This is a genomic window from Chryseobacterium sp. G0162 (genome assembly GCF_003815715.1).
Classification (GTDB): Bacteria; Bacteroidota; Bacteroidia; order Flavobacteriales; family Weeksellaceae; genus Chryseobacterium.
Map to the genome: position 1 here is coordinate 3,624,421 of NZ_CP033922.1, position 14,366 is coordinate 3,638,786.

The 14,366-nt window shown below is 34.5% G+C and carries 16 protein-coding genes and 1 pseudogene; 11 read left to right on the plus strand and 6 right to left on the minus strand.

The window, feature by feature from the left end:
* Positions 1-44: 44 nt before the first annotated feature.
* The gene (locus EG344_RS16415; RefSeq protein WP_123857350.1) at positions 45-395 is read right to left on the minus strand and encodes a T9SS type A sorting domain-containing protein; all 351 of its coding nucleotides are present in this window, start codon (positions 393-395) and stop codon (positions 45-47) included.
* A 118-nt stretch (positions 396-513) separates the two neighbouring features.
* Between EG344_RS16415 and hemB the strand changes: the two genes are divergently transcribed.
* Both hemB and EG344_RS23990 read left to right on the plus strand, forming a co-directional pair.
* Positions 514-1,503, plus strand: coding sequence for a porphobilinogen synthase (hemB, locus tag EG344_RS16420; protein ID WP_123910447.1), 990 nt, complete (start codon positions 514-516; stop codon positions 1,501-1,503).
* Positions 1,504-1,644: 141 nt separating this feature from the next.
* Positions 1,645-1,788, plus strand: a complete 144-nt coding sequence (locus EG344_RS23990) for a bacteriocin-like protein (RefSeq protein ID WP_164464451.1) — start codon at positions 1,645-1,647, stop codon at positions 1,786-1,788.
* Between the two features lie 63 nt (positions 1,789-1,851).
* On the opposite strand, the gene EG344_RS16425 is transcribed toward EG344_RS23990, so the two are convergent.
* The 3 genes from EG344_RS16425 to EG344_RS16430 all read right to left on the minus strand — a co-directional run bounded on the left by EG344_RS16425 (position 1,852) and on the right by EG344_RS16430 (position 2,840).
* Positions 1,852-2,034 (minus strand): bacteriocin, encoded by a 183-nt coding sequence (locus EG344_RS16425; protein WP_123910449.1) that lies wholly within the window; start codon positions 2,032-2,034, stop codon positions 1,852-1,854.
* Between the two features lie 267 nt (positions 2,035-2,301).
* Entirely contained in the window at positions 2,302-2,475 is a 174-nt protein-coding gene (locus EG344_RS23995; protein WP_164464452.1) for a hypothetical protein, read from the minus strand.
* Positions 2,476-2,543: 68 nt separating this feature from the next.
* Entirely contained in the window at positions 2,544-2,840 is a 297-nt protein-coding gene (locus EG344_RS16430; protein ID WP_123910451.1) for a TM2 domain-containing protein, read from the minus strand.
* Between the two features lie 148 nt (positions 2,841-2,988).
* Here EG344_RS16430 and lptB point away from each other — a divergent pair.
* The 3 genes and pseudogenes from lptB to EG344_RS16445 all read left to right on the plus strand — a co-directional run.
* A pseudogene (gene lptB, locus EG344_RS16435) lies at positions 2,989-3,714 on the plus strand (LPS export ABC transporter ATP-binding protein); the annotation flags it as partial.
* 548 nt (positions 3,715-4,262) lie between these two features.
* A complete protein-coding gene (locus tag EG344_RS16440; RefSeq protein WP_123911839.1) occupies positions 4,263-5,990 on the plus strand; it encodes an ABC transporter ATP-binding protein in 1,728 nt (575 codons plus the stop codon).
* A gap of 40 nt (positions 5,991-6,030) precedes the next feature.
* Complete coding sequence (locus tag EG344_RS16445) at positions 6,031-6,987, plus strand: helix-turn-helix transcriptional regulator (protein ID WP_123910454.1); 957 nt, start codon at positions 6,031-6,033, stop codon at positions 6,985-6,987.
* Between the two features lie 78 nt (positions 6,988-7,065).
* On the opposite strand, the gene EG344_RS16450 is transcribed toward EG344_RS16445, so the two are convergent.
* Positions 7,066-7,557, minus strand: a complete 492-nt coding sequence (locus EG344_RS16450) for a DinB family protein (RefSeq protein ID WP_123910456.1) — start codon at positions 7,555-7,557, stop codon at positions 7,066-7,068.
* Between the two features lie 176 nt (positions 7,558-7,733).
* Here EG344_RS16450 and EG344_RS16455 point away from each other — a divergent pair, with 176 nt between their 5' ends.
* From EG344_RS16455 to EG344_RS16475, 5 genes are all read left to right on the plus strand, one after another.
* On the plus strand, positions 7,734-8,318 hold the full coding sequence (locus EG344_RS16455) for a hypothetical protein (protein ID WP_123910458.1): 585 nt from the start codon (positions 7,734-7,736) through the stop codon (positions 8,316-8,318).
* Positions 8,319-8,642: 324 nt separating this feature from the next.
* Positions 8,643-9,212 carry a cob(I)yrinic acid a,c-diamide adenosyltransferase gene (locus tag EG344_RS16460; RefSeq protein WP_115969229.1) on the plus strand — a complete coding sequence of 190 codons (570 nt, stop codon included), beginning with the start codon at positions 8,643-8,645 and terminating at the stop codon, positions 9,210-9,212.
* Positions 9,202-9,831 (plus strand): thiamine diphosphokinase, encoded by a 630-nt coding sequence (locus EG344_RS16465; protein ID WP_123910459.1) that lies wholly within the window; start codon positions 9,202-9,204, stop codon positions 9,829-9,831. The genes EG344_RS16460 and EG344_RS16465 overlap by 11 nt, the downstream gene beginning before the upstream one ends.
* 217 nt (positions 9,832-10,048) lie before the next feature.
* Positions 10,049-10,924 (plus strand): tyrosine-protein phosphatase, encoded by an 876-nt coding sequence (locus EG344_RS16470; RefSeq protein WP_123910461.1) that lies wholly within the window; start codon positions 10,049-10,051, stop codon positions 10,922-10,924.
* Between the two features lie 122 nt (positions 10,925-11,046).
* Complete coding sequence (locus EG344_RS16475) at positions 11,047-12,441, plus strand: arginine decarboxylase (RefSeq protein ID WP_123857339.1); 1,395 nt, start codon at positions 11,047-11,049, stop codon at positions 12,439-12,441.
* A 115-nt stretch (positions 12,442-12,556) separates the two neighbouring features.
* Here the strand turns inward: EG344_RS16475 and EG344_RS16480 are convergent, their stop codons facing one another.
* Positions 12,557-13,216, minus strand: coding sequence for an HAD family hydrolase (locus EG344_RS16480; protein WP_123910463.1), 660 nt, complete (start codon positions 13,214-13,216; stop codon positions 12,557-12,559).
* A gap of 262 nt (positions 13,217-13,478) precedes the next feature.
* Between EG344_RS16480 and speB the strand changes: the two genes are divergently transcribed.
* Positions 13,479-14,339 carry an agmatinase gene (speB, locus tag EG344_RS16485; RefSeq protein WP_123857337.1) on the plus strand — a complete coding sequence of 287 codons (861 nt, stop codon included), beginning with the start codon at positions 13,479-13,481 and terminating at the stop codon, positions 14,337-14,339.
* Positions 14,340-14,366 lie beyond the last annotated feature (27 nt).

The following is a 14,366-nucleotide window of genomic DNA, read 5'->3' on the forward strand; positions in this document are numbered from 1 at the left end:
ATTGCTATAAAAGAAAAAATCCTGATGATTATCAGGATCTTAATTTATTGTTTCACGATTTGAGTAACTTTCTGCGTGTTGTCGCTCAAAATATAACGAATCAGATATTTTCCGGGTTTTAATTTTTCAATATTAATCTCTCCGGAGTTCATATTGACTGTATAATTGGCAACTTGCATACCCAAAATAGAATAAAAAGTCACACTTTTGATTCTCAAAGAAGAATCTTTTGCCTTAATGATAAGGAAATCCTTTGCAGGATTTGGATAGGCAAGCAAAACACCATCATCTGCCTTCTGAGTGATGGAACCCGGCTCTCTAAGCTGAGCTTGTAAATTGTTGGAAAATCCAACAAAAGCGCCTACAAATAAAAATAAAAGTAAAAATTTTTTCATCAAATTTATAATTTCTCGAATATATATAACAAATATAACAAATTCTATAATTTCATACAATAGTTTTTTGTATAACTTATAGTAAATTTGTAGAAACTTATTCAAAAAGTATTCCAAAATGATACATTCAAGAAATAGAAGACTTAGAGTTAATGAATCTATCAGAAGTTTGGTAAGAGAAAATGTGCTTACAACTGATGATTTTGTAATGCCGATCTTCGTAATGGAGGGCGAAAACATGCAGGAACCGATCCCGTCGATGCCGGGAATTTTCAGGCGAAGCATAGATTTAACAGTAAAAGAATGTAAGGAATTATTTTCTTTGGGCGTAAAAGCTGTCAATTTGTACATGAAGGTGTCCGAAAATCTAAAAGATAATACAGGAAAAGAAGCATGGAACAAAAACGGATTGATGCAGAATACAATCAAAGCGATCAAGGATGCTGTTCCAGGGATGGTGGTAATGCCTGATGTTGCTTTAGATCCTTATTCAATCTACGGACACGACGGAATTATTGAAAACGGAAAAATCTTAAATGATGCTACCAACGAGGCATTAGCAAGAATGTCAGTATCTCATGCAGAAGCAGGAGCAGACCTTGTGGCGCCAAGTGATATGATGGATGGCAGAGTTCAGGTAATTCGTGAAGCATTGGAAGAAAGTGGATTCACAGATGTTGGTATCGTAAGTTACGCTGCAAAATATGCAAGTTCTTTCTATGGACCTTTCAGAAGCGCTTTAGACAGTGCTCCTAAAGAAAATGTTGAAATTCCGAAAGATAAAAAGACTTATCAGATGGATTTCCACAATACTCGTGAAGCTTTGAACGAAGTATTTAAAGATATTGATGAAGGAGCAGATGTTATCATGATTAAACCAGGTCTTCCTTATTTGGATATCGTTTCTAAAGTACGTGAAGCCATTGATCTTCCAATTGCTGTTTATAACGTAAGCGGTGAATATGCGATGGTGAAAGCAGCGGTTCAGAACGGTTGGCTGGATAACGACAAAACGATCATTGAAAGTCTTACTTGTTTCAAAAGAGCAGGTGCAGATATAATCTTTACTTATTTTGCTAAGGAAGCAGCGATGATTTTAAACAAATAAAAGAAATTCAAATATCTTTTAAAATAGACTGTCAGTAAGGCAGTCTATTTTTTTTGTGAGCTTTCAAAAAATATTTTCGAAATAATTCTTTATATAGAGAATATTCTTATATTAGAATTCTAAAAATTAAAATAGTTAATTATGAAAAATTTAAAGAAGATCGAAAGAAACCAATTGAAAGGAATTAAAGGAGGAGAAGTAATCATTGATGACCCAAATTGCGGGACATTATGTAAAGGTATTTGGCACCCATGCACAATCAATCATGTAGCTTGTCCTGATTAATTGACATACATACAAAAAAGAGATTGCTTCATCAGCAATCTCTTTTTTGTATAATGTAGCTTTTTATCCAAAACATGCTTTATAATCACGATGTCCTTCACGAATAGGACTTTCTCCGCCTTTATCATCCACACAAACATTGGTAGGGCATAGGTACCAACCAGCAGGACATCTGCCTTGTGAATCAGGAAAACGAATACTTCCGCCATTGATTGTTTTCAAATCTTTTTTACTTAATTTTTTCATAATAATTATTTTTATTGGTTTGTGAGCCTAAGATAATAAAAAATATCACACTGTTTTGAGATATTTTTCTTTTGCGAAAAAATGAATGCTCAATATATTGGTATTAATTTATCCTTCTTAAAGATGGGTATTATAAGAGTCTTTTACTGCTGAAGTGATAAAACAGAAAAGATGATCAAAAAAGCAAACCATTTTATTATTCAAGGGGAATAATGATCATAGAAATAATATATAAAATAGGCTGTTCAGATTTGAACAGCCATTTTTTTACCCAAAGCAAAACGAATCTTTTGGATCTATAGGTTTGTTCCCGCCGTCATCAAAAATACAGACATTGGTAGGGCAAAGATACCACCCTGGAAGACAATTGCCATAGTCATCTGGGTATCCAATGTATCCGCCGTTGATTATTTTCAAATCTTTTTTTGTTAATTTTTTCATGGTGAATATTTTTATTAATTAGTTATTCTAAAATAATGAAAATATATCATATTGTTTTTGATATTTAATTATAACCATGGTTTTCTTCCATAGACATAGGTCTCATCAAACTGTCTGTCATCCATACAAAGATAGATGATGCCTTCAATAAAAGGAATAATAGAGGCAATCCCGCAGGTAACAATGTTCAGAACTAACTGAATAATGCCTTCTTTGGTATATCCAAGATAAAATTTATTTAGGCCTAGCCAACCTACAAGAATACCCAATAGAGCAGCAGGAAGTTTTTTCTCTGAACGGTAAGGCATATTAGTCTGTTGCTGATTTCCTGTATTTTCTGTTTTGGTGTAACCGTAATTTTCCATTTCTTAATGTTTGTAATTGATTTTTTACAATAAGTAGTTTAAAATAATGAAAAGTTACAATGATTTGGAAGTGAGTAAGTTTACATTTAAGATCAACAAGTTTACATTAACCTATAAGTGAAGTTTATATTTTTGATATATTTGCCCTATGATTTTACGCGGAGAAAACTTAATCAAAGAATACGGTCCTAAAAAAGTTGTAAAAGGCGTTTCTGTACAGGTTCAGCAGGGAGAAATTGTTGGTTTGCTTGGTCCGAACGGGGCAGGAAAAACTACATCGTTTTATATGATCGTAGGGTTGGTTAAGCCTACTTCAGGAAAAATTTTTCTGGATAAACAGGAGATTACTACAGATGCGATGTACCGAAGAGCCCAAAAGGGAATCGGATATCTGGCACAGGAAGCTTCCGTTTTCAGAAAATTGTCTGTAGAGGAAAATATTATGGGAGTATTGCAGTTGACAAAACTTTCAAAACGCGAACAGCAAATCAAATGTGATGAACTGATCGAGGAATTTTCTTTACAGCACGTTCGTAAAAACAGAGGAGATCTTCTTTCCGGAGGAGAAAGACGTAGAACGGAGATTGCCCGTTGTTTAGCTACAAGCCCGAATTTTATTCTTCTGGATGAACCTTTCGCTGGGGTAGACCCAATTGCAGTGGAAGATATCCAAAAGATTGTAAGAAGTCTTGTAGATAAAAATATCGGAATTCTAATCACTGACCACAATGTACAGCAGACGCTTGCTATTACCAACAAAACGTATATTATGTTTGAAGGGAAGATTCTTAAAGAAGGACTTCCGGAAGATTTGGCTAATGATCCACAGGTAAGAGAAGCTTATCTTGGAGAAAACTTTGTATACCAAAGCATTTTAGACAAACCGAAAAAGAAAAAATATGCCTACAATATCTGGGCAGGTAATTTTGACTCAAAAACTCAACTACAAGGATTTGTAGATGAAAACTTTAAGCAATTTGATGACTTGAGACTCATGTATGGTTTTGAGGATATCAGCTTTGCTTCACTGGCTAATTCTGAGATCGAACATATCTTTAATGACGTAGTGGATAAAAATGCAAACAACTCATTTGTTTTCCAGAAAAAAGAAATCAATTCACAATATTCTCTGGAGCAGGCAGAAGCTGAATCTAAAGAGGTAAGCAGACCAGAGCTTCATTATCTGACGACATATATGTATGAGGGATAAAAATAGTCCCGGATCATATATATCTTAATATTTGATAAATCTTAGAATAAGCAAGAAATACTTGCTAAAAATTATAATAAAACGTACCTTTTCTTTTCGAAACGGTACGTTTTTCAGTTTAAATAATTCCTATGGCAAAACCATTCAACAGAACAGTTACTTTATTTGGGATTTATAAACAACTTGTTCCATTCATCAGACCTTATCGGCCGATGATTTACGGAACTTTGTTTCTTACATTTCTTGGTGCTTTAGCCGCACAAGTAAACCCAATTGTATTGAAGTATACAGTAGATGAGGTAACCAAGCTTACTCATCTTCCTCATCCGATGACAGAAGGAATTCATATCCTGATCATTATTTCTATTATTTTACTGGGAAAGGAGCTATTGAATATTTTTATCAACTTCGGGCAGAAGTTTTATGGGGAAAAGATTAGAATTAATGTCAGTTCTGTGCTGGCACAATCTGCCATTGATAAAATTTTGGGCTATCGTGTGGCTTATTTTAATGATGAAAACCACGAATCTGGAAAGTTACAAATCAGAATTGACCGCGGTATTGAAAGTTTAACAAAACTAGTACAGAATTTTTTCATTGATATTCTTCCGCTTTTTTCCAATGCGATTATTGCGCTTATCATTATGTATATGCAGAATGTATATGTGGGAGCAGTTTCTACGATCATTGTTCCAATCTATTTTTACATCAGTTCATTACAAGCTAAAAAACTAAGTGGAGTACGTCGGCAACTTAGAAATCAGAGGGAAAAGAAAACCTCCGGTCTATTGAATCTGGTTAATTCTATTATGGTCATTAAAAGTTTTGTTCGTGAAAAATTTGAAGGTAAAAAACAATATGATCTGCAGATGCAGCTGATGGAAAGCCAGATGTTCACCAGAAGAACCAACTTTATTTATGATGGATTAAAAACTTTCATAGAACAGTTTGGAGTGGTTTTAATTATCCTTCTAACAGTTTATCTGGTACTCGATCAACAGATGACTATCGGAGCCATTATGCTTCATATTATGCTTTTCAACAATGTATCAGCACCAATTCGTCAACTACATAGGATATACGATGATATGAATGATGCAATGATCTATGCAGAAGGATATTTTGATATTCTTAATGCTGATAATGAAGCCGAACCGAATGGAAGTTTTGTAGAAAAGAAAATTAAAGGAACTTTTGAACTGAAAAATGTAAACTTTACTTATCCTAACGGAACACAAGCCTTACACGATGTTTCCATGAAAATTGAAAATGGCAAGACAACCGCATTGGTGGGATTAAGCGGAGCTGGAAAATCAACGGTAATTAATCTTTTATGTAAATTTTATCTGCCAGATTCAGGAGAAATTCTACTGGATGATGTGAACTTAAATGAATTTGATAATACATTTCTGAGAAGTGATTTGGGACTCGTTCTTCAGAAGAATCACATTTTTCAGGGAAGTATTGAAGACAATATCCGCTACGGAGATATGAATGCCAGCTTTGAAGAAATTCAGGCCGCAGCTAAAAAAGCATACCTTCATGATCAGATTATGGATCTTCCTACCGGTTATCAACATGATGCTACCCAACTTTCCGGAGGACAACAACAAAGAATTGCCATCGCAAGACTGTTTCTGAAAAATCCTCCGATTATATTTCTGGATGAACCTACAGCAAGTCTGGATGCCATTGCTACCGAACAGATTAAAAATTCTTTAGATGCTATTAAAGAGGGAAGAACTGTAATCATAATTTCCCATTCATTATCTCAGATTCTGGATTCAGATATGATCTATGTTATGAAAAAAGGAAGAGTGGTGGAGAATGGAACTCATGATGAACTGTACAATAAAGAAGGAACCTATCGTGAAATCTTTGATGCCTCAGCAAGAAGTTTAAATCTCGATAAATTGGTGAATACTCTTAAAGAAAATTAATAATTTTGTTGGCTTATCTTCAGCCAACAAGTGTCAGAACATGAACGATCACTATCTAAAAAAACTAGACCGCGTCACAGCCATTCTTACCCAGCTGCAGTCTAAACCTGTAGTAAGGGCACAGGATCTGGCTGAAAAATTTGATGTCAGTGTAAGAACCATTTACCGGGACGTAAAAACTTTGGAGAATGCAGGAATACCAATCATTGGAGAAGCAGGAAACGGATACTCTCTGATGGAAGGCTATAAACTTCCACCGGTGATGTTTACCAAGGAAGAGGTTTTGAGTTTTATTACTGCTGAAAAGCTTATGCAGAAGTTCTCCCACCAGAGTTTGGGGAATCATTATCAGACTGCTATGGAAAAGGTACGTTCGGTGTTGAGGTATTCAGATAAAAATTTGATTCAGAATATTGAAAAACAGATTGATGTTTTTAATTTTCATGCCCAACAGAAGGAGGAAGATTCTCTGAAGAATGTTATTCCCATTATTCTGGAAAGTATTGCCGAGAAAACACAGTTGAATATTGAATACCAGACGGTGGATTCAAGAGTAACTAACAGAACGATTGAAGCTGTTGGGATTTTCTTTGAATTTAATTTTTGGTATATCATGGCATACTGTACGTTGAGGAAAGATTTCAGACAATTCAGGGTAGATCGTATTTTGCAGATTTTCAAAACACAGACTCCCTTTTTGCAAGAATATGGCCAGATTAATGATTACAGAAAATCACATGGGAATAAAGTGAAGGCAAAACTCCTGGTAGATAAAAAGATAATGGCTCACCTTGTCAATTCTAAAAAATATTATGGTCTGATTGAAGAAGTAGAAACCGACCTGGGAATGGAACTTACTTTTGAAACAGAATGGATCAACGATGGATTTCCCCGCTGGGTTATTACTTTTGCAGACTATGCCACCATCCTTGAGCCGGAAAGTCTTCGGGTTAGAATGGGCGAATTGCTTGTCAAAATGATGGAAAGACATCAATAAAAACCTCAGCAGAAAACTGCTGAGGGAGATTGACTTTTATTGGCAAATAGATGAAATGGTTTATTAAGGATACTTTTATTAGAATCTTTCCCAGAAGAAAGGCGGTTCAATTCCTAAAGCTCTCAGATAAACATATCCCTGTGCACGGTGGTGAATTTCGTTATCTACAAAATAAAGAATGTTCTCATATACCGGGAACTCATATTGTCCGAATAAATTAAACGTTTCCTGGAAGCGCGCCTCAGTGATTTGTCTGAAGTAATGATTGATAACTTCAGTTTCTTCATCCCATTTTTTAAGGAGTTCTTCTTTGGTTTTTGGAGTAAAACCTTCTTCGTTGTAAGCTTCCATATTATTTTCAATGATTCCTTTTAAAGCAACTCCTCCAATATTGAGTAGTTCTGTTGCCATTTTAGCGAATGGTCTCATTCCACCAATTGAAAATTCAAATAATTCTTTTTCTGGAAAAGCTTCAATTACTCTTCTTGTCAGGTTTCTGTGCCCTTGCCAATCCTTTAATAATTGCTCAGTAGTCATGAATTGCTGGGTTGCTGTTGCTGTAGTTGTCATAATGTATCGTTTTTGTTTGTTATTGTTGATACAAAGGTATGAGCGGGTGATGACAACAGTTTGTCAGTAGGATTTTTGATGCTGAAAAAATATTTTATTTCTTTGCTAAAATATTAAAGACTACTTTTCCGTTTAAGAGAAGTATATTAATAAAAAGAAAATGATTATTTAGAATTATGAAGAAGTATATTTTGCCTGTTATGGCCACTTTTTTATTAGTATCATGTAATAAAATTGAAGAAAAGATAGATCAAACGGTTCAGGAAACCACAGAAAAGGTACAGCAGAAAGCTCAGGAAGCAGTAGAAGAGACTGTTAAAAAAACAGTGAATGAATCTATTAATTCACTAACAAATTCTGAGGATGTAAAGTTCAATACTGTTTTTTCTAATGCCGGATCTGATATGATTTCAGAAGAAAAAGGAAAAAAAATAAAACTTCCTACAGGAACCGAAGGGTATATCTTTAAATACAAAGCAGATATTGCTGTAGTGCTTCCTTTTTTAGAAAAGCAGGCGACTTCTGATGAAGGAAAATCAGATAAAACAGCAAGAAAAATTGATGGACAAAGCATCGTCAGTAAAATAAGTCTTCTTTCAAAATTTCTTCCGGATAATACTTTTGATACAAGCTTTTTAGAAGATATTAAAACGGATAAAAGTATTCAGTATTATAAGCTGAAAAGATTCCCTAACAGTAGTACGCTTATCTACAACCCTAAAAACCAGACCATCATACAATACGTAGAGGTAAATAAATAATTTGGATTGGCCGGCTTTTGCCGGCCGTTTTTTATGAGAGTCATTGCGAGTGAAGACGACTCCGACAAAAAATCTTTGAATTTTTGCCATTTCTCTGATGAAGAGGGAATGTGTACAGTCTTTCAATTGAAATATGGTTGGAAATCGGAGATTTTCAGAAAACTTTAGTGCACTTCTCAAGCAGTTAGTGGTCAACCAAAATAACTTAAGTGTTTAAAAACTTTTGCGCCTTTTGTGGTTAAATATATTCTAATAATAGTGTTACATACCTATCATGAATACATTTTACTTTTTACATTGTCCAAAAAAAGGTATTTTAGTACTATGAAAATTTATACAAAAACAGGAGATAAAGGTCAGACGGCACTTTATGGCGGAACAAGAGTTTCTAAAGCCAGTGCAAGAGTTGACAGTTATGGAAATATAGATGAGCTCAATTCATTCATCGGAATTGCAAAAAGTCATATTGAGGATGAAGAAGTTTTGAGACAATTGAAAAAAATCCAGTTTGATTTATTCACGGTAGGTTCAGAAGCGGCAACACCTGTAGATAAACTGATGTTGGCAAACGGAAAATCGCGTCTTCCCATCATTATTTCAGAAACAGAAATCGAGGAATTGGAGCAGTGGATGGATATTTTTGACGAAAAACTGGAACCTCTTCAATATTTTATTCTTCCCGGAGGTGGAAAACCTGCAACCTTTTTACATGCGGCAAGAACCATCTGTAGAAGAGCAGAACGTTCATTGGTGTTCTTAAATGAGGCTGAAGAGGTACGTCCTGAATTAATAAAATATTTAAACAGATTATCAGATTATCTTTTCGTATTGGCAAGGTATATATCAAAACTAAACAACGAACCGGAAGAATATTGGAACCCGAATGAGAGATAAAGTATTACTTTTCATCAACGGGGAAGCTCCCAAAACTTTTCCAAATCCGGATCATTATGATTTGATTGCCTGTACAGATGGTGCTTTTCATTATCTTAAAAGGATTGGATTTCCTTTAGATAAACTGGATTTTATTTCCGGTGATTTTGATTCCCATTCCGGATCTGATGAAAATATTTACCAGGAAAAGTTTATCCATACGCCGGATCAGAATCACACCGATTTTTATAAAGCACTGGATATTATCATTGAAAAAGGAGGGAAGAATGTAGATGTTTATGGCGGAAGTGGGGGTGAGCAGGATCACTTTTTAGGAAATCTGACGGTTGCTTATGCATTTAAAGATAAATTGGAAGTGAAGTTTTATGATGAATTTTCAGAATATTACTTCATTCCTAAAAATTTTATAATAAAAGGAATAAAAGATAAAATGGTTTCCCTATATCCATTTCCTGCAGCTGAAAAAATTACAACAAAAGGATTGAACTGGCCCTTGGATAATGGAAGTTTAAACATTACCTCAAGAATCGGAACCCGGAATTTTGCAGTGGAAGATGAGGTTTCCATTACCTATGAAAAAGGAGATCTGTTGATTTTTATTGGCAAAAATTATTTGTAATTTAAAAAAGCATGAATCACAAAAATGGTGTTAATCCATTTTTTCAGATAATAAAATTAATCTGATATTACATCAATAGAAATGGGTTTTAGTATAAAATAAAGTCTATTGGCTTTAGCCAAAACCTAATAATAAAGTAAAATTTTAAACCACAGAAGTCTCAAAATATGTTCTGAGAAGCTTTTTTTGAGCCTTTTGTGGTTAAACAAAAAAAATATTGAATACATTCATCAAAATATCGGTTGTCACTATTTCATTATTCTGTATTTTCTCATGCAAAACACAGCATTTTGAGCGCCCTGAATATGGTAAAAACCAAACGGAAAAGGTGATTAAGATTAAAAAGGTTCATAACTTCCGGGCAGTTGGCAATATTAAAAATACCGAAGGACGATCTTTAAAAGAAGGAATGTTCTACAGAAGTGCTCATCTTCATAAACTTAAAGAGAAATCTTTTGATGAGTTTGAAAAATTAGGCATTACAGAAATTATAGATTTAAGGAATTCAAAAGAGATTTTTGAGAGCCCTGATCATTTGCCGAATGGAATTACGTATAAAAAATATTCAGCATTTGAAGATGAAGGAGATCAGTTGTCACAGGCAAGAAAACTTGTGCTGAAAGGAAAGGTAAATGCTTCTGATGCAGACAAAAGAATGATTGATTTTTATCGTGAATATGTTACCGAAAATCCGGAAATCATAAAAACCATCATTACAGAGATCCTGGAATCTGAGAAACCTGTTCTTTATCATTGTACAGCAGGTAAGGATAGAACCGGGATTGTAACCGCTTTACTCCTTACAATATTGAAATTTGATAAAGAAACCATCTATAATGAATATCTTTTGTCCAACAATTTTCGAAAGCCTTTGATAGAGAAAAGACTTCGATTAGCAAATAACCTTCATTTCCTGTATCCGAAGATGGATTTACAGGTTTTGGAGAAGTTAAGTTGGGTAGAAAAAAGATACCTTGATGCAGCTTTTGGAGCGATTGATAAAAAATATGGTTCTATTGATGCTTATATTCAACAGGTATTAGGTATTTCTGAAGTCAAAAGAGAGGGATATATTCAAAAGTTTACCCTCTGATTATCAGGGGTAAATTTCTCTAAACAACAATATTGTTGTTTTATTTAAAATTATAATAATTTTAACACCTAAAAATCAAACTTTTTTAGCAATTTTGCATTTCTTAATTCACTTGTTTAGAAATGAAAATAAAGTACTCGGAACTTATTGATCAGACATTATATTTTCCTACGGAGGAATTTAATGTTTCTGAGAACAATTTGTTGTTTCACGACGTTCCATTGATGGACGTAGTTGAACAATTTGGCACTCCGCTAAAGATTAGCTATCTGCCGAGAATTTCTCAAAATATTCAAAAAGCCAAAAGCTGGTTTAAAGAAGCTTTTGAAAAAATTGAATATAAAAAGAATTATACCTACTGTTACTGTACAAAATCCAGTCATTTCAATTTCGTATTGGAAGAGGCACTGAAGAACGATATTTCGATAGAAACGTCTTCTGCCTATGATATGGATATTGTAAAATCTCTTTATGAGAAAGGGAAAGTAGATAAAAACATTGAGGTAATCTGTAATGGATTCAAGACTGATGACTATCTGACCAATATTTCAGATATGATCAATAGTGGTTTTGGAAACATTACTCCGATTTTGGATAATTACCGTGAACTGGATAAGCTTACAGAAAGTATAGATTCTACGTTCAATATCGGGATCAGAATCGCTTCAGAAGAAGAACCTAAGTTCGAATTTTATACCTCAAGATTAGGAATCGGATATAAAGATATCATTCCTTATTACAGCCAGAAGATCGCTGAACACCCGAATGCAAGATTGAAAATGCTTCACTTTTTCATTAATACGGGAATCAAAGATACTTCTTACTACTGGAACGAATTGTACAAATGTCTTCGTGTATATGCACGTTTGAAGAAAATCGCTCCTGAAGTGGATTCATTGAATATTGGTGGAGGTTTTCCTATCAAAACCTCTCTGAATTTTGATTACGATTACCAATATATGGTAGAGGAAATTGTTTCTCAGATCAAAAAATTCTGTGAAGAAGAAGGAGTAGAAGAACCAAACATCTATACTGAATTTGGAAGCTTTACCGTTGGAGAAAGTGGGGCAAACCTTTATAAGATCATTTCTCAGAAACGTCAGAATGACAGAGAAAAGTGGAACATGATTGATTCTTCTTTCATGACGACACTTCCTGATACATGGGCCATTTCAAGACACTTTATTATGCTTCCGTTAAACCGTTGGGAGGATAGCTATGAAAGAGTATTTTTAGGGGGATTGACGTGTGATTCAGATGATTATTATAACTCTGAACAACATACGAATGCCATTTATCTGCCTGTTTTCAGTGATACGAAGCCGTTGTATATCGGATTCTTCCATACAGGAGCTTATCAGGAAACCATCGGAGGATATGGTGGAGTACACCACTGTCTGATGCCTCAGCCAAGACACGTCCTTATTCAGAAAGATGAAAACGGTGAATTACAGTATGAAATTTTCCGTGAAAAACAGGAACCGGAAGATATATTGAGACTTTTAGGTTATAAATAATTTTGTAATCAATAGAAACGGGCTAAACCCTGTTTACAAAAAATAATAAGTCGATTGGCTTTAGCCACAACTTATACATAACAAAAGCTCTCAGGATATCTGAGAGCTTTTTTATTTAAAAATATTTTGAAATTTTATCCAGTTCAAGGTCTTCATAATCAGAAACCACAGTGTCAGCTAATGTGTAATCCTGATTTTTTGAATGTGGACTTCTATAAGCAGCACAGAATATTTTAGCTCTGTGGGCTGCCAGAATGCCATTCGTAGAATCTTCAATCACCATACAGTTTTCAACAGATTCAGCTGCCATTTCAGCTGCCAATAGAAAAACTTCCGGATGAGGTTTGGATTCCTTTAAATCCGCACCGCTGATCTTTCCACTGAAATATTTTTCCAGTCCGAATTTCTCAAACACCATATTAATGGTTATCATCGTTGCAGAAGAAGCTAAAATAAGCTTGATATCATTTTCGTGATAATGCTGAATCAGGTTTTTTACTCCTGGAATCAGGTCAAACTCATCATCATTATAAAAATAATCTTTAAAATGTGATCTTTTGATCCCTGCAATCGCTTCGTGTGTATGACTCAAGTCAAATTGACTGATTAATGTTTCACAAACCCTTTTTGTTGAAGCACCGGTAAAAGAAGTGTATAAATCTTCGGAAACTGCAATTTCCAATTCATCAAACGTTTTGAAATAGGCTTTTCTATGCAATGGTTCTGTATCTACAATTACCCCATCCATATCGAAAAGAACAGCTTTTAAAGACATATTCTAAGTTTTTCACAAAAGTAGGAAATTGAGCTGAAAGGTGAAAGTTAATGCAGAATTAGGGAAATATCATTTCTTAACTGACTGGTTTTGAGATAAGGAGTAGAGTAAGACCAGAAGCTGGAGGCTGGAAGTTATTATAGGGAAAGTTCATATTTACTCAGAAACCTTCATTCACAAACTCTCTCAACTCTTACTCTCCAACTCACAAACTCTTCGTATCTTTGTCATTAATTACAACATTAAAATTTTAAAATAAAGCATGAAAACATACGCAGGAATTCCCGAGGAAAACGCAACGTTAGAGAATTCGAAAGTAATGTTGGTAACTGTTCCTTATGATGGAACTTCAACATGGGGAAAAGGAGCTGATAAAGGTCCGGAATTATTCCTAGACGCTTCTGAAAATATGGAGCTTTATGACATTGAAACACAAACTGAGCCTTACCTTCAGGGAGTATATCTGGCTGGAGAAGTTTCAGAAAATTCTAGTCCTGAAGCAATGACAGAAGCTGTTTATCAAAAAACAAAAGAGCTATTGAACAATGAAGGAAAAGTATTCACTTTATTTGGTGGTGAGCACTCTGTTTCTATTGGTTCTATTCGTGCAGTAGGTGAGAAATTTGAAAACCTTACAGTTCTTCAGTTAGATGCTCACACAGATTTACGTCCTGAGTTCCATGGTTCTACTTCTAATCACGCTTGTGCTGTGTTTGAAGCAAACCAGAAGCATAACTTAGTTCAGGTGGGAATCCGTTCTATGGATGCTGAAGAAGCTCAGTATTTACCAGAAGGTAGAGTATTCTTTGCTCATGAGATTGCTCACAACGAGAACTGGGTGAATGATGTATTGGAAAAAGTTTCAGGAAACGTATATATCACAATTGACCTTGATGCTTTCGATCCTTCTATTGCTCCATCTACAGGAACTCCTGAACCGGGTGGATTACAATGGTATCCAACATTGGAATTATTAAGAAAAGTATTTGAAAAATGTAACGTAGTGGCATTTGATATTGTAGAATTAATGGATTCTCCAATGGCTAAGCCAACAGCTTTCCTTGCGGCTAAGTTATACTATAAAATGCTTGCTTATAACGATATTTATAACAACGATAACTAATATTCCGCAAGAATCGGATTTTTTCTG